The 18,246-nt window shown below is 67.6% G+C and carries 19 protein-coding genes, 4 pseudogenes and 1 other annotated feature; of the genes and pseudogenes, 14 read left to right on the top strand and 9 right to left on the bottom strand.

Translation table 11 applies throughout. The features are described from left to right. The 6 genes from KPF47_RS10595 to KPF47_RS10570 form a co-directional block, all read left to right on the top strand. On the top strand, positions 1-417 hold a 417-nt coding region (locus KPF47_RS10595), incomplete at its 5' end, for a hypothetical protein (protein ID WP_224388555.1). A 192-nt stretch (positions 418-609) separates the two neighbouring features. Beyond that, a complete protein-coding gene (locus KPF47_RS10590) occupies positions 610-1,836 on the top strand; it encodes an IS110 family transposase (protein WP_224388552.1) in 1,227 nt (408 codons plus the stop codon). 121 nt (positions 1,837-1,957) lie between these two features. Then, the gene (locus KPF47_RS40035; RefSeq protein ID WP_224388550.1) at positions 1,958-2,998 is read left to right on the top strand and encodes a tripartite tricarboxylate transporter substrate binding protein; all 1,041 of its coding nucleotides are present in this window, start codon (positions 1,958-1,960) and stop codon (positions 2,996-2,998) included. A gap of 168 nt (positions 2,999-3,166) precedes the next feature. Continuing rightward, a complete protein-coding gene (locus tag KPF47_RS10580) occupies positions 3,167-3,757 on the top strand; it encodes a hypothetical protein (RefSeq protein ID WP_224388548.1) in 591 nt (196 codons plus the stop codon). 330 nt (positions 3,758-4,087) lie between these two features. After that, positions 4,088-4,399, top strand: a complete 312-nt coding sequence (locus KPF47_RS10575) for a transposase (RefSeq protein ID WP_224388530.1) — start codon at positions 4,088-4,090, stop codon at positions 4,397-4,399. Beyond that, positions 4,396-5,292 (top strand): IS3 family transposase, encoded by an 897-nt coding sequence (locus tag KPF47_RS10570; protein ID WP_224388541.1) that lies wholly within the window; start codon positions 4,396-4,398, stop codon positions 5,290-5,292. Before KPF47_RS10575 ends, KPF47_RS10570 begins: the two co-directional genes overlap by 4 nt. 328 nt (positions 5,293-5,620) lie before the next feature. On the opposite strand, the gene KPF47_RS10565 is transcribed toward KPF47_RS10570, so the two are convergent. Continuing rightward, the gene (locus tag KPF47_RS10565; protein ID WP_224388546.1) at positions 5,621-6,097 is read right to left on the bottom strand and encodes a hypothetical protein; all 477 of its coding nucleotides are present in this window, start codon (positions 6,095-6,097) and stop codon (positions 5,621-5,623) included. A gap of 286 nt (positions 6,098-6,383) precedes the next feature. Here KPF47_RS10565 and KPF47_RS10560 point away from each other — a divergent pair, with 286 nt between their 5' ends. Both KPF47_RS10560 and KPF47_RS10555 read left to right on the top strand, forming a co-directional pair. Beyond that, positions 6,384-6,617: a hypothetical protein gene (locus KPF47_RS10560; protein ID WP_224388544.1), complete on the top strand. Its 234-nt coding sequence runs from the start codon at positions 6,384-6,386 to the stop codon at positions 6,615-6,617. A gap of 721 nt (positions 6,618-7,338) precedes the next feature. After that, positions 7,339-8,775 carry a hypothetical protein gene (locus tag KPF47_RS10555; RefSeq protein ID WP_224388543.1) on the top strand — a complete coding sequence of 479 codons (1,437 nt, stop codon included), beginning with the start codon at positions 7,339-7,341 and terminating at the stop codon, positions 8,773-8,775. 293 nt (positions 8,776-9,068) lie between these two features. On the opposite strand, the gene KPF47_RS10550 is transcribed toward KPF47_RS10555, so the two are convergent. The 3 genes and pseudogenes from KPF47_RS10550 to KPF47_RS10540 form a co-directional block, all read right to left on the bottom strand. Further along, positions 9,069-9,965: an IS3 family transposase gene (locus KPF47_RS10550; RefSeq protein WP_224388541.1), complete on the bottom strand. Its 897-nt coding sequence runs from the start codon at positions 9,963-9,965 to the stop codon at positions 9,069-9,071. Continuing rightward, on the bottom strand, positions 9,962-10,273 hold the full coding sequence (locus KPF47_RS10545) for a transposase (RefSeq protein WP_224388530.1): 312 nt from the start codon (positions 10,271-10,273) through the stop codon (positions 9,962-9,964). Before KPF47_RS10545 ends, KPF47_RS10550 begins: the two co-directional genes overlap by 4 nt. 35 nt (positions 10,274-10,308) lie before the next feature. Further along, a pseudogene (locus KPF47_RS10540) lies at positions 10,309-10,785 on the bottom strand (IS5/IS1182 family transposase); the annotation flags it as partial. Between the two features lie 37 nt (positions 10,786-10,822). Between KPF47_RS10540 and KPF47_RS10535 the strand changes: the two are divergent. Beyond that, positions 10,823-11,578 (top strand): IS30 family transposase, encoded by a 756-nt coding sequence (locus KPF47_RS10535; RefSeq protein WP_224388539.1) that lies wholly within the window; start codon positions 10,823-10,825, stop codon positions 11,576-11,578. Here KPF47_RS10535 and KPF47_RS40770 read toward each other — a convergent pair. From KPF47_RS40770 to KPF47_RS10520, 3 genes and pseudogenes are all read right to left on the bottom strand, one after another. Continuing rightward, positions 11,464-11,736: a hypothetical protein gene (locus KPF47_RS40770; protein WP_374108824.1), complete on the bottom strand. Its 273-nt coding sequence runs from the start codon at positions 11,734-11,736 to the stop codon at positions 11,464-11,466. The genes KPF47_RS10535 and KPF47_RS40770 overlap by 115 nt on opposite strands. Positions 11,737-11,852: 116 nt before the next feature. Further along, positions 11,853-12,686 (bottom strand): annotated as a pseudogene (locus tag KPF47_RS10525) (IS3 family transposase); the annotation flags it as partial. Then, positions 12,609-12,740, bottom strand: a sequence feature (AL1L pseudoknot). It overlaps the preceding pseudogene by 78 nt. Then, complete coding sequence (locus tag KPF47_RS10520; RefSeq protein WP_224388535.1) at positions 12,698-13,033, bottom strand: transposase; 336 nt, start codon at positions 13,031-13,033, stop codon at positions 12,698-12,700. It overlaps the preceding feature by 43 nt. 101 nt (positions 13,034-13,134) lie before the next feature. On the opposite strand from KPF47_RS10520, the gene KPF47_RS10515 reads away from it, so the two are divergent. Then, positions 13,135-13,785 carry a hypothetical protein gene (locus KPF47_RS10515; protein WP_224388533.1) on the top strand — a complete coding sequence of 217 codons (651 nt, stop codon included), beginning with the start codon at positions 13,135-13,137 and terminating at the stop codon, positions 13,783-13,785. A gap of 218 nt (positions 13,786-14,003) precedes the next feature. On the opposite strand, the gene KPF47_RS10510 is transcribed toward KPF47_RS10515, so the two are convergent. Further along, positions 14,004-15,566, bottom strand: a complete 1,563-nt coding sequence (locus KPF47_RS10510; protein WP_374108823.1) for a CitMHS family transporter — start codon at positions 15,564-15,566, stop codon at positions 14,004-14,006. A 200-nt stretch (positions 15,567-15,766) separates the two neighbouring features. Between KPF47_RS10510 and KPF47_RS10505 the strand changes: the two are divergent. After that, positions 15,767-15,955, top strand: a pseudogene (locus tag KPF47_RS10505) (IS256 family transposase); the annotation flags it as partial. Positions 15,956-15,979: 24 nt separating this feature from the next. Here KPF47_RS10505 and KPF47_RS10500 read toward each other — a convergent pair. Beyond that, positions 15,980-16,108, bottom strand: a pseudogene (locus tag KPF47_RS10500) (IS5/IS1182 family transposase); the annotation flags it as partial. 266 nt (positions 16,109-16,374) lie between these two features. Here KPF47_RS10500 and KPF47_RS10490 point away from each other — a divergent pair. The 3 genes from KPF47_RS10490 (at position 16,375) to KPF47_RS10480 (ending at position 17,992) form a co-directional block, all read left to right on the top strand. Beyond that, positions 16,375-16,686: a transposase gene (locus KPF47_RS10490; protein ID WP_224388530.1), complete on the top strand. Its 312-nt coding sequence runs from the start codon at positions 16,375-16,377 to the stop codon at positions 16,684-16,686. After that, complete coding sequence (locus tag KPF47_RS10485) at positions 16,683-17,579, top strand: IS3 family transposase (RefSeq protein ID WP_224388528.1); 897 nt, start codon at positions 16,683-16,685, stop codon at positions 17,577-17,579. The genes KPF47_RS10490 and KPF47_RS10485 overlap by 4 nt, the downstream gene beginning before the upstream one ends. A gap of 119 nt (positions 17,580-17,698) precedes the next feature. Beyond that, the gene (locus tag KPF47_RS10480) at positions 17,699-17,992 is read left to right on the top strand and encodes a transposase (RefSeq protein ID WP_224388526.1); all 294 of its coding nucleotides are present in this window, start codon (positions 17,699-17,701) and stop codon (positions 17,990-17,992) included. The last annotated feature ends 254 nt before the right edge of the window (positions 17,993-18,246 follow it).

Raw genomic sequence — 18,246 nt, 5'->3', positions numbered from 1 at the left:
AACTGTCGTGATGGTACCCGGGTCGTTGCGCTCCTCACCGACGCCGACGCGCCACTGACCCGGCCGGAACTCCGCACATACAAAATCGAATACACGATCGTGAAGGAATCGTCCGACGTCGTGGAACTAGACTTCACCGCTCACTGCGATCCTCTAGTGACGCTCCGGCTGCATGCACCCCGCCGAGACGTGCTCGACGACTGTCTCCGCTCAGAAGGATTCCGAGAGGTTCGCTGGGGGGGACTGCCCCGCATCCCCGGCCGGACTGGAACAATTCGGCGCCGATTACTGGGCCTCCTACCAGGAAACGATGCCGTGGATAACCTTCACGGCGATCACCTCGCCCTGAATGCGTCTACCTGTACGACAACCGACAACCCCATAGAGACACGTTACCTTCTTGATCAAGCCCGGTGAGGGCTTGTAGGCCACCGGCCACGGCATGACTTATCGCCCCTGTCGTTGATGATCTGGGGGGGTGTTGTCACCGTGGTCGGCGGGCGCCAACGACCGCTGATAGAGACCTGACCCGCTCGCGCGGTCTGCTCGTAACGTGGCGGCCGGCGCGGGTGTCCAGGTCGGCCTGCGGCGACGAGCGAGGAGACCTTCTTGTCGGAATCCGACAACACCGGCTTCGAGGTGTTCTGCGGCCTGGACGTGGGAAAGTCGGTGCACCACGCCTGCGCGTTGGACCGGGCTGGGAAGCGGCTGCACGACAAGCCGTTGCCCAACGACGAGGCCGCGCTGACCGAGGTCTTCACACGCCTCACCGAGCACGGCCGGACGCTGGTCGTGGTCGACCAGCCTGCCTCGATCGGTGCGCTGGCCGTCGCGGCGGCCCGCTCGCTGGGCATCGAGGTGGCCTACCTGCCCGGGCTGGCGATGCGCCGCATCGCCGACCTGCACCCCGGCCAGGGCAAGACCGACGCCCGCGACGCCCACGTCATCGCCGACGCCGCCCGCACCGTGCCGCACACGCTGCGCCGGGTCGGCACCGACGACGAGACCCTCGCCGAGCTCACCGTCCTCGCCGGCTACGACGACGACCTCACCGCCCAGTCGACCCGGCTGACCAACCGGCTGCGCGACGCCCTGCTCCACGTCCACCCAGCCCTGGAACGCCTGCTCGGCCCCCGGCTCGACCGCGGCGGAGTGCTCGATCTACTCGCCACCGCCCCGACACCGCAGGCCCTGCGCGACCTCGGCGAGGCCGTGATCGCCGCCGCCATGCGACCGCGTTCCCCGCGGCTGGCCAAAACACTGCCCGCCACGATCCCGGCCGCGCTCGACACCCAGACCGTCGTCGTCCCAGGCACCGCCGCGTTCGGGAGAGTGATCGCCGGGGTCGCCACGCAGCTGCGCGAGGTCCGCATCGAGCGAGACACCCTCGCCGCCGAGCTCGAGGACCTGCTGGAGACCCACCCTCTTGCCCGGGTCCTGACCTCGATGCCCGGTCTCGGGTTCAGGACCGCCTTGAAGATCCTCACGATCGTCGGAAACGGCGCTGCGTTCCCCACCGCCGGTCACCTCGCCGCTTACGCAGGCCTGGCCCCCGTGACACGCCGCTCGGGCAGCTCGATCAAGGGCGAGACCCGCTCCCAGCGCGGGAACCACGCCCTGAAATCGGCACTGTTCTTGTCGGCATTCGCCAGTCTCGCCGACCCGACCAGCCGCGCCTACTACGACCGTAAACGAGCCAGCGGCAAGCGCCATAACACTGCCCTGATCTGCCTCGCCCGACGCCGCACCGACGTCATCTACGCCATGCTCCGCGACCGCCGCCCCTACGCACCACCAAGCGTCCCGACGCTGCAGCCAGTGGCCGCAGCCGCTTGACCCCCCCCCCGAAGACAGCACGCCCTGAACCCGATAGCGCATGAACTCGTAACAGTATGTAGCAGAATTTGCCTCCTGGGTGGGTGACGTGAGTTCCTATCGAGGTCCACCCAATCGGAGCGTGCAGGAATTCGTGCAGATGTCTCAATCGTCCCCTTCAGTCGGATCGAAGATCCCCGTCACCCGGCGACAGCTGGGGGTTCTTCTCGGGCTCGCCGCAGTCGGCGGTGGCGCCGCGCTCGAGAGGCGACCCCTGATGGAGCTCGCAGATGGACGTATGCATGATTTGCGATTACTCGTCCCGAACTCACCCGGTAGTGGCTATGACATGCTAGCTCGAGCCGTTGGCGGAGTACTCGAAGCTGCCGGACTGACCAGCGCGGTTGAGATCTTCAACGTCACCGGGCACAGCGGCATAACCGGGATCCATTACGCCATCAACGAGGCCGGTGACGACCGACTGCTAGTGAGCATGGGACTCGGCCTGGTTGGTGGCCTGCTCAGTAACCAAGCAAATTCCATGCTCAGTGAGATCCTTCCGATCGCCCGACTAATGGAGGAGCCTGAGATAATCCTTGTCCCTGCGAACTCTCCGTACCGCAACATAAGTGATCTGATTACAGCATGGAAGGAATATCCTGCCGCGATTCTTGTAGGGGGCGGCTCCTCTCTCGGCGGCCCTGACCATCTCGCACCGATGCTGACGGCTGAATACGTTGGCCTGGCCCCGAAGTCGGTCAACTACATCGCCCACGATGGCGGGGGGCGTCTACTGGAGGCACTCCTCCGCGAAGAGGTCACTTTCGCTGCCACTGGCGCTAGCGAATTCGTCTACCATCTCAAGACAGGAGAACTTCGCGCACTAGCGGTCGCGGCGAACGAGCGGAAACCTGGATCGGACGTCCCCACTCTGCGTGAGTATGGAATTAACGTTACGTCATCCAACTGGCGGGGCCTGATGGCGCCGCCTGGGCTGGAATTGACGCAACGAGCCGAGCTGGAAAACACCGTCGAAGCCCTGGTCGCCTCACCAGAATGGAAACATTACCTCGCCGAAAACAACTGGCAGGACGCGTATCTATCCTCGGCGCAGTTCCACGCCTTCCTGAATGAAGAACGTGCGCGCGTCCGTCGGGTACTCGGTGGGCTCGGGCTCGCCTGACGTAACGACCTGATGCGCAGTAGCGATGTCGGTGTCGAAGGTGGGTGGCGGCACGATGTTTGACGATGATCATCGATCGTGACCCGGCCCGCTACGCGGTCCGTGCGGCCTGTTCGGCCGTCGCCGCCCCGGCAGGGCCGCCGCGAGGGGGACTGGTTCGATGAGCGGGTGCCCCTCACCCGCGGGGAAATGCTCGCCGCAGCACGTCAGCTGCGCGATGACCCGCTGCTGGCGCGGCTGTCGCCCCGCGCGATCCGGGCCGCGGTGAAGGCGTTCTGGCGAGCGGGGTGGACCAACAACGACCTGCGCCACGCCCTGGCCCACCAGCCCACTCTCAACGGGCCGTCCCGGCCCGTTGAGCGCTGCCCGGCCTCTCAGGTGCGCTGGCCGTCGGGGTGGCTGCGCCACCGCCTGGCCCCCTGGACCGGGCCTCGCGGGCCCCTGACCTCCCCGCACCTCGACGCCCGCCAGCGGGCCACTCTCGCCGCCCGGCACGGCCGCGCCGCCGCGCAGCGGCTGCCCTACGGCCACACCCAGCTCCCACCCACCGCTCTCCGGGTCGACGACCAACAGCCGGCCCTGGCTCGCACCACCCTGGCCTGTAACCAGGCCCGTGACCGACACGCGCTACTCACCGGGCTCGTCCCCGACCACGACACCGCCGGCGCCGCCACCCGGGAGAGCGCCCGCGCTCAGATCACCGCTCTGCTCCAGGCCCGGCGCTCCCGACGGGTCTCCTCTGCCGGGGCGTCATGCTGAACACCAGCTCGTGCTCCCACCCGGCGGCTGCCAAGTCCCACGAACGGTGCTGCCGCGTCGCTTCCGGTCCTCGCCCGCTAGCACGGGCTGCGGTCCGGGTCGACTTGCCCACGACCACCCCGGCGACCTGAACCCGCCAGAAATCCTCTCACCAGTCACGACAAGCCTGCCCGTCCCAGTCATGAACATCCCGTGGGGTCTGTCCGGGTCTGTCCAATGAACGGTGTGTGAGGCTCGGCGGTTTTCGAGCGTCCGGCGATTGAGGTTCCCCCGCTTTGCCGGAGTGTCTGAACACTGGTTCGATCTTGAGGGCCAGGAAGGAAGGCACTGGTGCCCGCACCGAAAAAGTACCCCGATGAGCTGCGCGAACGAGCGGTTCGGCTGTATCGGGAGTCCGACCCTCGCCCGACGTTCCGGGGGCTCGCCGAGCAGCTCGGGGTGCATCACGAGGCCCTGCGCAACTGGGTCCGTCAGGCCGAGGCAGACACCGGCGAGCGCCATGATCGGCCGTCGACCGACATGCTCGCCGAGAACCGCCGGCTCGCGCGGGAGAACGCTGAGCTGCGGCGGGTCAACGAGGTCCTGCGCGCGGCGAGCGCCTATTTCGCCAGCGAGATCGGCCCGACCCGGAGGAAATCATGAGCTTCGTCGATGCCCATGATTTCCCCGCCGGTCTCGTACTACGGGTCCTGAACATCGCGGCCTCGACCTACTACGACTGGCGCGCCCGCCGCGCGAACCCCTCTCAGCGGCAGCTCGACGACGCCGTCCTGCTTGAGCAGATCGTGAAGATCCGCTCGGTGAGCGAGTTCGCCACCACCTACGGATCCCCGCGGGTGTGGCTGGAGCTGCGCCGCCAGGGCGTGCACGTCGGGCGCAAGCGCGTCGCTCGGATCATGCGCGAGCACGGCCTTCAGGGCGCGCACCTGCGTCGCGGCTGGAAGGGCGGCTCGACCCGGCAGAATCCGGCCCACCGCCCGGCGCCGGACCTGCTCGAACGCGACTTCACCGCGACCGCGCCCAACCGGGTGTGGGTGGCGGACCTGACTCGCATCGTCACCGGTGAGGGCGTGTTGTGGCTGGCCTCGGTGCGGGACGCGTTCTCCAACCGGGTCGTCGGCTGGGCCACCGACCCGCGAGCCACGACGGTGCTGGTGCTGACCGCGCTCAACCACGCGCTGCGCTCCCGGAGCCTGCGTCCCGGTCAGTTGATCTTTCACAGCGACAAGGGGGCCCAATACACGGCACTGCGATTCACTCAGCGCCTGGTCGACGCGGGTGTCGCCCCGTCGACAGGGTCCACAGGGGACAGCTATGACAACGCCCTCGCCGAGAACCTGTGGTCCACGCTCAAGATCGAGCTGCTCTACTGGCCCGGGACGGGCTTCGCGACCCGCTGCGAGGCCGAGCATGCGCTGATCCGCTACCTCGACGGCTGGTACAACCCGCGCCGGATCCAGGCCCGCCTCGGAGGGCTCTCACCCGACGAGTACGAAGACGACTATCGTCGCGCCCAGCGCGACGCCGACAGGTAACCCACACTCCGGCAAACCGGGGGAAGCTCACGCTACCTCGGGCTCGAGGTCCTGGCCCGCGCCCGAGTCACCGTGGTCTCCGGCACCGCTTCCAACGGCGAGGAGGTGACCTCAACCGACACGATCCCGGCGCTCAGCGCCTGACAGAACAGGAGATCACGCGGTAGTCGTCACACACCACGCCGGCGGGCTTGACCGAATTCAGGCCGCCCTCGAAGCGCATGGTTCAGAGTTTCTGCAAGAGAACGATAACGGCGTTCCGCGCGACTCACAGCCTTCGAAAGGGACTGCTTCAGAGGTGGCGGACCTGCTTATATAGGATCAATCGCTACCTGGAAGAGGTGTCTTCCTGCTCTCGGCTCTCTCTTTCCCTGTGTGTCGGCAGAGTCTCTAGCATCTGCAATACCCAGGCCTGCGTGGAAGCGTCCAGCGATGCAGCGCGAGTAGCAATACCACGGGCGCTAGCATCGGCAAGGAGCCGAAGAGCAGACAGCTCCTGATGCAACTCTTCAGTCTTCCTGTCATCCGTTAAAAGATATCCCGGATCAACCTGGAAAAATCGAGCAATCGCGCGCAGACTGTTCGCAGTCGGGTTCGTACGCCACGCACCGCGGAGAGCTCGCAGATAGTTAGCGCTGATCGTTGGCCCTTCATCAGCGTGCTCCTGGAGCCACTGAGCAACCTCATTCGTCGAATACGGACGATCCCGCACCGAACGGTCATAGACCGTGTCGAACAACATGTTGATCTTGTTGGCCAGTCTCTCGGCCGCTCGAACCTCTACCTCATCTGCCGTGGCACCCACACCGAACCGCCCTTCCGCCCCTCCTCATCGACGACCACCCGTATGCATGATCGCGCACACGCAGAGCATAGCTGCATTGACAGAGCGTGCCCAGACATGCAAGCTCACAACATCGCTCCTGCGGTGCGCATGCAGCCAAGCAAGTGGCGCCCGGAGCTCCGGACCTCGGAGGAAGACCGTGCTCAACTCGCACCCCGAGCCACCCAACGAGCCTGATCCCGGCCCGCAGTGGATGCCACCGGGCCTCGTCTCCCCGCGGCCGGTCCGTCGTGTGGGGCGTGGTGGGGTGGATCTGGAGGAGAACTGGTTGCGGGACAAGATCCTCGCTGTGGCCCGGGAGCTGGTGTGTGCAGCGGAGAAGGTCCGTAACCCGTACGGGGCGACCCTCGAAGATCAGGCGCCGGCGGCGTGGCATGTCCGGACCACTCAGGCGATCCTCGATGACTGCGTCGAGCACCTCGACGACCTCGATGACCGGGACGACCCTAGCGGGGCGCCGAAGCGGCCGACAGGCCAGTAGCCCGGCCCTGTCGGCAGGGCCGCGAGTCAGGTCTGGCAGGATCGGAAGCTGAGCCGGGTCTTCCGGGTCTTCCGGGTCTTCCGGGTCTTCCGGGTCTTCCGGGTCTTCCGGGTCTTCCGGGTCTTCCGGGTCTTCCGGGTCTTCCGGGTCTTCCGGGTCTTCCGGGTCTTCCGGGTCTTCCGGGTCTTCCGGGTCTTCCGGGTCTTCCGGGTCTTCCGGGTCTTCCGGGTCTTCCGGGTCTTCCGGGTCTTCCGGGTCTTCCGGGTCTTCCGGACCGAACGAAGGATCGACGACGATGCGCAGCTAGGCCCCCTGAACCAGCCACCACGTGCTGGTCGCACCGAACTCAACTCCACATGGCGGGCTGAAGCAGCAGTATGTGCTTCAGAACGTCGTAGGGCCCGACCTGACGGCCGGGCCCTACGACGGAAGTACAACGGAGTCACCACTCCGCTCCTTCAGCCCCCCCACCATCATCTGAAGGAGCGAACACGCCTTGCTAGCGTGCGACAAGAATAGCTCGGACACTGACCACCGGGCAACGCCCCCTACCGGGGACGCCGACGGCCAGGACGTCTGTCCGATCCGCCCCACCCCTGTCGGTAGTCTTTGGCCGCTGCCGGGGATCGGCCCCGGGCAGCTCGCTATCGCGGCAGCGGCCCTGACCGCCGCCCACCTGCTCACCGACCGTGCAGCCCTCGCCGCTCCAGCAGTGGCGCAGATGTGTACGCACTGTGTGCGTCGTTCCGGGGTCGACCGGGACACAGTGCTCGCCTCGATCCTCTGCACCGTGTGCTGGTCGGCGATCACCGCTGACACGGCCACCCCGAGCGGTGGCGAGGACGTTGCCGCGGCGATCCGGGGGTTGCCGCGCACGGCCCGGCACTGGACCCACGCGCTGCGTGACTCCTCCTGGTTCCAGGGGCTGCGTAGCGATGTCCAGCGCCGTCTGCGCGCTCTGCTGACCGAGCTGGCCCGCCGGGCGGACTGGACCGATCACCTGACCCGGCCGACCTGGGCCCGGCTGCAGGAGACCACCGGATGGTCGAGAGCCTCGATCGCAGCCTGGATCGCCACGCTGAAAAAACTCGGCTGGCTCGTCCTCGTCGAACGCGGCACCACCCACCGCTACCGCAACCTACTCGAACGCCAGATCACCGCACAGACCAGCACCCACGCCGACCGCCGAGCCCAGACCGGGAACCGGGCCGCCGTATATCAACTCCGCCTCCCCGACCACGCCATCACCGAGTTGAACACCGCCGCCGCGCGCGACGTAGCCCGCCCGCTCACCGAGACCGTCGACATCCCCTCCGCAACCCCCTCAGGGGCCCCGCTCGAACCCCCCTCGGGATCGTTGCACGGCGAAAGTTGGACCCCAACGGGGTTTACTCTTACCGAAGGTAAGAGTTCCCCTCATACGCGCGCGAGAACGATCATCCACAATAAGCCACCGGCTGGACTCCGACCCTCAGCGCGGACCCCGCGGACCCCGCGGTCCGTGCGGCCTGTTCGGCCGTCGCCGCCCCGGCAGGGCCGCCGCGAGGGGGACTGGTTCGATGAGCGGGTGCCCCTCACCCGCGGGGAAATGCTCGCCGCAGCACGTCAGCTGCGCGATGACCCGCTGCTGGCGCGGCTGTCGCCCCGCGCGATCCGGGCCGCGGTGAAGGCGTTCTGGCGAGCGGGGTGGACCAACAACGACCTGCGCCACGCCCTGGCCCACCAGCCCACTCTCAACGGGCCGTCCCGGCCCGTTGAGCGCTGCCCGGCCTCTCAGGTGCGCTGGCCGTCGGGGTGGCTGCGCCACCGCCTGGCCCCCTGGACCGGGCCTCGCGGGCCCCTGACCTCCCCGCACCTCGACGCCCGCCAGCGGGCCACTCTCGCCGCCCGGCACGGCCGCGCCGCCGCGCAGCGGCTGCCCTACGGCCACACCCAGCTCCCACCCACCGCTCTCCGGGTCGACGACCAACAGCCGGCCCTGGCTCGCACCACCCTGGCCTGTAACCAGGCCCGTGACCGACACGCGCTACTCACCGGGCTCGTCCCCGACCACGACACCGCCGGCGCCGCCACCCGGGAGAGCGCCCGCGCTCAGATCACCGCTCTGCTCCAGGCCCGGCGCTCCCGACGGGTCTCCTCTGCCGGGGCGTCATGCTGAACACCAGCTCGTGCTCCCACCCGGCGGCTGCCAAGTCCCACGAACGGTGCTGCCGCGTCGCTTCCGGTCCTCGCCCGCTAGCACGGGCTGCGGTCCGGGTCGACTTGCCCACGACCACCCCGGCGACCTGAACCCGCCAGAAATCCTCTCACCAGTCACGACAAGCCTGCCCGTCCCAGTCATGAACATCCCGTGGGGTCTGTCCGGGTCTGTCCAATGAACGGTGTGTGAGGCTCGGCGGTTTTCGAGCGTCCGGCGATTTGTGAGCTTCCCCCGGTTTGCCGGAGTGCGGGTTACCTGTCGGCGTCGCGCTGGGCGCGACGATAGTCGTCTTCGTACTCGTCGGGTGAGAGCCCTCCGAGGCGGGCCTGGATCCGGCGCGGGTTGTACCAGCCGTCGAGGTAGCGGATCAGCGCATGCTCGGCCTCGCAGCGGGTCGCGAAGCCCGTCCCGGGCCAGTAGAGCAGCTCGATCTTGAGCGTGGACCACAGGTTCTCGGCGAGGGCGTTGTCATAGCTGTCCCCTGTGGACCCTGTCGACGGGGCGACACCCGCGTCGACCAGGCGCTGAGTGAATCGCAGTGCCGTGTATTGGGCCCCCTTGTCGCTGTGAAAGATCAACTGACCGGGACGCAGGCTCCGGGAGCGCAGCGCGTGGTTGAGCGCGGTCAGCACCAGCACCGTCGTGGCTCGCGGGTCGGTGGCCCAGCCGACGACCCGGTTGGAGAACGCGTCCCGCACCGAGGCCAGCCACAACACGCCCTCACCGGTGACGATGCGAGTCAGGTCCGCCACCCACACCCGGTTGGGCGCGGTCGCGGTGAAGTCGCGTTCGAGCAGGTCCGGCGCCGGGCGGTGGGCCGGATTCTGCCGGGTCGAGCCGCCCTTCCAGCCGCGACGCAGGTGCGCGCCCTGAAGGCCGTGCTCGCGCATGATCCGAGCGACGCGCTTGCGCCCGACGTGCACGCCCTGGCGGCGCAGCTCCAGCCACACCCGCGGGGATCCGTAGGTGGTGGCGAACTCGCTCACCGAGCGGATCTTCACGATCTGCTCAAGCAGGACGGCGTCGTCGAGCTGCCGCTGAGAGGGGTTCGCGCGGCGGGCGCGCCAGTCGTAGTAGGTCGAGGCCGCGATGTTCAGGACCCGTAGTACGAGACCGGCGGGGAAATCATGGGCATCGACGAAGCTCATGATTTCCTCCGGGTCGGGCCGATCTCGCTGGCGAAATAGGCGCTCGCCGCGCGCAGGACCTCGTTGACCCGCCGCAGCTCAGCGTTCTCCCGCGCGAGCCGGCGGTTCTCGGCGAGCATGTCGGTCGACGGCCGATCATGGCGCTCGCCGGTGTCTGCCTCGGCCTGACGGACCCAGTTGCGCAGGGCCTCGTGATGCACCCCGAGCTGCTCGGCGAGCCCCCGGAACGTCGGGCGAGGGTCGGACTCCCGATACAGCCGAACCGCTCGTTCGCGCAGCTCATCGGGGTACTTTTTCGGTGCGGGCACCAGTGCCTTCCTTCCTGGCCCTCAAGATCGAACCAGTGTTCAGACACTCCGGCAAAGCGGGGGAACCTCAGCGGGATGCCCTGGTCATCGCAGGCCACGGACCGTTTCGTGCCCTGCTTGCCGCGGCCGACAGGGCTGCGGCCGGCCACCTCGCCTCCGCCTGGTGCCTTGGTGATCGATCCGTCGACCGCCAGATCGTCAAGATCCAGGCCGAGTATCTGGTCGTAACCGGCCAGCGCGGTGCGGAGCAGTTCCTCGCTGACTCCCGCGGTGGCCCAGTCATCGAGACGGCGGCGGATGGTGCGGTCCGAGCAACCCGGCGTGGCGATGCGTTCGTAGCCACTACCGTGCACCAGAGCGGCAACGACGTGGTCGAACACGACCCGATCAGAGATCCGGCGACGGTGACAGCCCCACGGATGGGCCGGGTCGAACTCGGGCCGGTCAGACCCGATCAGAGCGGCGAACTCGCCCCACAAGGGCTCGATCAGAGATGCTGGCAGCAGAGGCACGGACTCTCCACACGATCATCAGGACATCAGCAATCCCATGATCACTTGCAGGTCCGTGTCTCTACCAACACCGACACACGGCCACCTCTACTGCCGGACGCTCTTACCTCGGCTCTACCCGACCGACAAGACTTGCCGGGTGTCCCACGAGGCGATCTACCAGTGGATCTATGCCACCCCGGTGTCCATCCTGGCTCGCGAGCTGATCGCGTTACGGACCCGCCGGACCGCCCGACGTGGCGGCCGTAGGCCTCCACCTGCTCCCCGGATCATCGAACCGGCCTACATCGACGACCGGCCCACCGAAGCTGAGAGCCGGGCGGTGCCCGGGCACTGGGAGGGCGACCTGATCATCGGCAAAACAGGCAAGACCGCGGTGGCGACGCTGGTCGAGCGCACCTCGCGGTTCCTGGTCCTGGTCCCGCTGCACGGACGCGACTCCCACACCGTCAGCCGTGCCCTGATCACCGCGACCGCCGGGCTCCCCGAGGTGATGCGCCGGTCGTTGACCTGGAACTGCGGCACAGAGATGGCCGCCCACCACACCGTAACCAAGGGCTCGATGCCAGTCTACTCCGACCGGCCGCGTTCCCCCTGGCAGCGGGGCAGCAATGAGAACCTCAACCGCATCGTGCGCGAGTACCCCCCCAAAGGCGTGGAGATCCCCTCCGACCCCACCTATCTGGCCATGATCGCCAGCGACATCAACGACCGACCCCGTAAAATCTTCGACTGGAAGAAACCCTCCGAGGTATTCAGCGAACTCATCGAGGCAAATGCTTCCACCGCCTGAGCGCGCCCGGTGCTCACCCCCGGCCGGTCACCGTCGTCGATCTCGGCCTGGTTGACCCAGCCCTGCAGCGTTTCGGGGTTGATCCCAAGCTGGTCACCAACGCGCCGGCAGGCGCCCTTGGCCGAGCCGCCGGGCTCGGCCTTGATGTCGCGGACCATGCGGACCGCTCGTTCCCGTATCTCATCGGGGTACTTCTGTGGGGCAGCCATCGCTTCTCATCCTCGCTGGAGTTGCTGCCCTCCACCAAACCCGGCACGAGACAGTTGAACCAGTGCACCCAGGACGCGGTGGCGAGCTCGAGGTCCTCCACGGTGCGCAGCGGCCCGTCGCGGCGGACGCACTCGGACTTGTAGAGCCCGATCAGCGACTTGGCCATGGCGGCGTTGTCGTAGGAGTCGCCGACCGACCCGATCGAGGCCACCGCGCCGGCTTCGGCGAGCCGGTTGCCGTAGCGGATGGCTGTGCACTGGGACCCGGCATCGGAGTGGTGAATCAACCCGTCCAGACGTCCGTCGGTGGTCTGACCTGCGCGTTCACGGGTCCATAACGCCATCTCCAGGGCGTCGAGCGGGAGCTCGGTGGGCATCCTGGACGCGCAGCGCCACCCGACCACCCGGCGTGAGTACACATCGGACACGAATGCGGTGAACACCGTCCCCGACCACGTCGGCACATACGTCATGTCCACCACCCACAGCTGGTTCGGGCTCGCCGCGGTGAAGTCCCGATCGACCAGGTCCGGTGCCCGCCCGGCCTGGGCGTCGGGGCGGGTGGTGATCACCGGCTGCCCGCGGCGCACCCCGCGCAGCCCGAGACGGCGCATCAGCCGCTCCACCGTGCAGCGCGCCACCGGCCGACCTGTTCGACCGGTGACCCCGTCGCGGCGCAGTTGGTGCCACATCTTGCGGGCGCCGTAGACCCCACGGCCCTTGTCGCGGTCGAAGAACGCGGCCTCGATCGTCTCCGCCAACGTCGCGTCGCTCAGGGTCCGCCGCGACGGAGCCCGGTTCTTGTGCGCGTAGTAGCCCGACGGGGCGACCGCGATGCCCTGGGCGCGCAGGACAGCGCAGATCGGCTCGACCCCGAACCGGTGCTTGTGAGCGTCGATGTAGGCGACGATCAGCGGATACGGCGGTCGAGCTCCGCCGCCGCGAAAAACGCCGACGCGGTCTTGAGGATCTCGTTCGCCCGCCGCAGCTCGGCGTTCTCCTGCCGTAGCCGCTTGAGCTCGTCGGATTCCACCGTGGTCACACCTGGGGTGACGCCGTCATCGATGTCGGCCTGGCGACACCACCCCCGGAGGGCGTCGGGCAGGATCCCCAGCTGCGGACCGATCCTCTTGCACGCAGCGTTGACCGACAGCCCCGGATCCTCCTGACGCGCCTGGCGGACCATCCGCTTCGCGCGCTCACGCATCTCGTTGCTGAACTTCCTCGGTGCCGGCACGATCTCCACCCTTCCGTGGGATCAGAGCCTCCACCACTCCCGGGGCGCTTCAGGAGGTCAGCGCGAACCTGCGGGTCAAGGAAGTCAAGATCAGCGACACCGAGCGGTTCGTGGTCTGCCACAACCCCGACGCCGCCGACCGGGACGCCGCGGTCCGCGCGAACCTCGTCGAGCGGCTCGAAACGATGATCGAGACCTCCGATCGGTTGTCGCCGACGAAGCGGGCCGAGCTGCGCGGGGTGATCTCCACCAAGCCTGGGCTGAACCGGTTCCTGCGCGTCACACCGGGCGGGCTGCTCCGCGTCGACGCCGCAAGGATCACCGCGGACGCGAAGCTGGACGGGAAGTACCTGCTGCGCACCTGCGATCCGCACCTGCCGACTGAGGACATCGCGCTGGGCTACAAGCAGCTGCTGGAGGTCGAGCGCGGCTGGCGGGACATGAAGCAGGTCCTGGACCTGCGGCCGGTCTATCACCGACTCGAGGACCGCATCCGCGCGCACGTCGTGCCCTGCTGGCTCGCACTGCTCCTGGCCCGCGTCGTCGAGACCCAGGCCGGCGCCCCCGACCAGGCCACGACCTGGCCCCGCGCCCGCGACCAGTTACAGCGCCTGCACGTCGGCATCTTCACCGGCCCGGCCGGGCTGTTCCGCCAGACCACCCCACCCAGCGCCGAGGTCCGGCGGCTGCACCAGGTCCTCGACATCGCCCTGCCGCCGCGGATCCTCGACCTCGACACCGAGCCGTCCACAACGCCCTGACCAGGGACAACACCGCCGCCTAGTGACACGACATGTCACCAGGCCGACACCCGTCTCCCCAGCTCAGACTCCCTATCCGGGCACTTTCATCGGACAGCAGCTGCGGAACCCAGGTCTGCCCACGAACTGCGGAACCCGGGCAGAACGCCCGCACGCACCGGTGGGGCGGCCCCCGGGGAGTCGAGGCCGCCCCACCGGGCGAGGCAACGCAGCACTGGTCAGCCGAGGGGGATGACTCCCAGCGCGATCGCCGTTGCCATCATCACCAGCGAGCACACCGCAGCCCGCCAGATGACCTTCTTATGGTGATCAGCCAGGTCGACCTTGGCCAACGACACCAACAACAGCATCGCCGGAACCAGCGGGCTGGTCATGTGCACCGGCTGCCCGATGAGCGCCGCCCGGGCCATCTCCACCGGTGTGATGCCGTAGTGCCCGGCCGCCTCGGACAGGATTGGCAGGATCCCGAAGTAGAACGCGTCGTTGGTGAGGAAGAACGTCAACGGCATGCTCAGCACGCTGACGATCACCGCGAACCAGGACCCAACCTCCGGCGGCACCGTCGCGACGATCCCGTTCGCCATCGCCGTGACCATCCCGGTACCCGACAGCACTCCAACCAACACCGACGCGGCGAACACCATCGCCACCACTGCCACGATCGAACTCGCGTGCGCAGTGACCGCAGTGACTTGATCAGCAGGACGGGGGAAGTTCACCACCAGCGCGATCGCCGCCGCAGCGACGAACACCAGCGACAACGGCAACGCGTCCAACCCCAGCACCATCAGCAGCGCCACGGTCAAAGCCAGGTTGAACCAGATCAACTTCGGACGCAGCGTCGGCCGGTTCGGATCCAACACCCCACCCACAGCGATGAACCCATCCCCAGGACCGGTTCTCACCCCACCAGTACCGTCCCCCCCAGCCACGACGGCCCCACCGCCCGTGACATCTGCACCGGCCGCGGCGGTTGCACCGAGCGGGAGCTGCCCGTCAGAACCGGCCCCCCCGATACCGCCGGTGCCGGGTTCTGTCGGCGCGAGCTGCGCCGCGCCGACCTTCTCAGGGACCTGCTCAGGAACGCAGTCACCGCCACGGTCGGGGTCGAACTCGGCGGCGACGACCGGCAACGACCGACCCGCCGCGGCAAGCCTCTTCCGCTCCGACCGGCCGAGGAGCCAGGCTAGGACCAGCACCGTGACCATTCCCAGCGCCATACTCGGGACCATCGGGTTGAACAGCTCCGAAGGCGACACGTTCAACGCTGTCGCCGCCCGAGCGGTCGGCCCACCCCAGGGCAGAATGTTGAGCACCCCGTTAGCCAGATTCGCGACCACGGTCAACACCACCGGGCTCAAACCCAGGCGCAGATAGATCGGTAGCAACGCCGAGACCGTGATGATGAACGTGGTCGACCCGTCCCCGTCGAGCGAGACCACCCCGGCCAGGACCGCGGTCAGCACGACCAGGCGGACCGGGTCGTTGCTCACCGCGCGCAGCACGAACCGGATCAACGGATCGAACAACCCGACATCGATCATCGTCCCGAAGAAGATGATCGCGAAGAACAACAACACCGCGGTCGGCGCGAAGTCCTTCATCGCCGCCGTGATCGACTTGACGACCCCGTCCTCGCTCGGCTCCGCGATCCCCGTACCGACCGCGACTAGAGCGAAGCTCAACGGCACCAACACCAGCGCCAAAGTCGGCGCAAGCCGCTTCGACAAGATCAAATACATGAAGACCGCGATCATCGCGGACCCCAGAGCGATAAGCATGCAGGCCCTCACCAAGGTCGACCGATTCGCGGACAGTAACCAGCCACCCAGCCCTGTCCGCAACATATGATCACGAAGAAACTAACGGTCACGCTGCGCACTAAACCCGCTGGGTCGCCTCCCTGGAGGGTTTGTCCCAGGAACGGTGTTTTCGGCCCGACGCGCCGGGCGGGGGTCCGGCGGGATGGGCACTGTGAGTGATGACATCGGACCGTGTGAGTCCAGGTGAGTACGAGTCCGGGCCGGGGCGTGAGCTGACGGCCGAACAGGCCGCTGCGGCAGCGATGGTGACCGACGCGCGCGCCCGGGGGTTGGCGTTGACCGGCCCGGACGGGCTGTTGAAGCTGTTCACCAAGAACGTGCTGGAAGCAGCGTTGAACGAGGAGATTGAGGTGTTCTCAGTAGCGCGGTGATCATGTTGTGCGGTCGTGTTCGATGTGGAGTAGCACGAGCGCGGCGGCGGTGATAGCGCCGATCCGCCAGGGACACAGCGTGATCCGCCGTAGCGCTGCGAAGGTGGTTTTGAGCAGGGCGTTTCCTCGTGCAGGTAGCGGTAGGCGGTTGCGGTGCTGATCGTGTTGTCGGCCGCCAGGCGCGCCACACGGCTCGCATCGAGGAACCACCGCAGGACCAGGACCGCCTGGGCGACGGGGGCCAGAGCACGGCGACCGGTTCGGGTGCCACAGCGGGCACGTTCACCGGCCAGAAGCCGAGCCAGGGAGCCCACGGTGGGCTCCCTGAGGTTCCCCCGCTTTGCCGGAGTGTCTGAACACTGGTTCGATCTTGAGGGCCAGGAAGGAAGGCACTGGTGCCCGCACCGAAAAAGTACCCCGATGAGCTGCGCGAACGAGCGGTTCGGCTGTATCGGGAGTCCGACCCTCGCCCGACGTTCCGGGGGCTCGCCGAGCAGCTCGGGGTGCATCACGAGGCCCTGCGCAACTGGGTCCGTCAGGCCGAGGCAGACACCGGCGAGCGCCATGATCGGCCGTCGACCGACATGCTCGCCGAGAACCGCCGGCTCGCGCGGGAGAACGCTGAGCTGCGGCGGGTCAACGAGGTCCTGCGCGCGGCGAGCGCCTATTTCGCCAGCGAGATCGGCCCGACCCGGAGGAAATCATGAGCTTCGTCGATGCCCATGATTTCCCCGCCGGTCTCGTACTACGGGTCCTGAACATCGCGGCCCCGACCTACTACGACTGGCGCGCCCGCCGCGCGAACCCCTCTCAGCGGCAGCTCGACGACGCCGTCCTGCTTGAGCAGATCGTGAAGATCCGCTCGGTGAGCGAGTTCGCCACCACCTACGGATCCCCGCGGGTGTGGCTGGAGCTGCGCCGCCAGGGCGTGCACGTCGGGCGCAAGCGCGTCGCTCGGATCATGCGCGAGCACGGCCTTCAGGGCGCGCACCTGCGTCGCGGCTGGAAGGGCGGCTCGACCCGGCAGAATCCGGCCCACCGCCCGGCGCCGGACCTGCTCGAACGCGACTTCACCGCGACCGCGCCCAACCGGGTGTGGGTGGCGGACCTGACTCGCATCGTCACCGGTGAGGGCGTGTTGTGGCTGGCCTCGGTGCGGGACGCGTTCTCCAACCGGGTCGTCGGCTGGGCCACCGACCCGCGAGCCACGACGGTGCTGGTGCTGACCGCGCTCAACCACGCGCTGCGCTCCCGGAGCCTGCGTCCCGGTCAGTTGATCTTTCACAGCGACAAGGGGGCCCAATACACGGCACTGCGATTCACTCAGCGCCTGGTCGACGCGGGTGTCGCCCCGTCGACAGGGTCCACAGGGGACAGCTATGACAACGCCCTCGCCGAGAACCTGTGGTCCACGCTCAAGATCGAGCTGCTCTACTGGCCCGGGACGGGCTTCGCGACCCGCTGCGAGGCCGAGCATGCGCTGATCCGCTACCTCGACGGCTGGTACAACCCGCGCCGGATCCAGGCCCGCCTCGGAGGGCTCTCACCCGACGAGTACGAAGACGACTATCGTCGCGCCCAGCGCGACGCCGACAGGTAACCCGCACTCCGGCAAACCGGGGGAAGCTCACCCTGATCGGGAGCACACCGGTGAGCTTGGCCCCTGGTACCGGACACCTGTCCTGAGGCGGACGCCGTCCGCCGGGAAGGATGTCGTTCGTGCCCGCTCCTCACCCGCCGGAGTTCCGGCAACGCGCTATCGACCTGGCCCGTTCGAAGGTCAAGCCGATCTCGGAAATCGCCAAGGACCTGTCGTTGTCGGAGTCGTGTCTGCGGAACTGGGTCTCCCAGGCCGACGCAGACGACGGTGACCCGCGCTCCACACGTCTGTCGAGCGCGGAGAAAAGTGAGATCGTCGAACTCCGAAAGAAGGCCCGCCGGATCGAGATCGAGAACGAGATCCTCAAGCGTGCTGCCGCGTACTTCGCCCGGGAGAACATCCTCCCAAAGTAGTTTTCCCGCTGGTCCGTGAACTCGCCGACGATGGATTCGACGTCGCGGTGACCTGCCGGGTCCTTGGCGTCCGCCGCCAGGGCTACTACGAATGGCACTCCGGGGCGACATCGCTACGGACGCAGGAGAACGAACTGCTCCTCAAACACATCGAGAAAATCCACGCAGAGTCCCGGGGCGAACCTACGGCATGGCCACGTGTGCACGCCGAGCTCACCCTCGGACTCTGGTATCATTCTGGGGGTCGAAATTCC

This window comes from Pseudonocardia sp. ICBG1293, from assembly GCF_020131355.1.
Classification (GTDB): domain Bacteria; phylum Actinomycetota; class Actinomycetes; order Mycobacteriales; family Pseudonocardiaceae; genus Pseudonocardia.
Note: the sequence above shows the minus strand (reverse complement) of the source record. Positions and strands in the feature narration are given on the sequence as shown.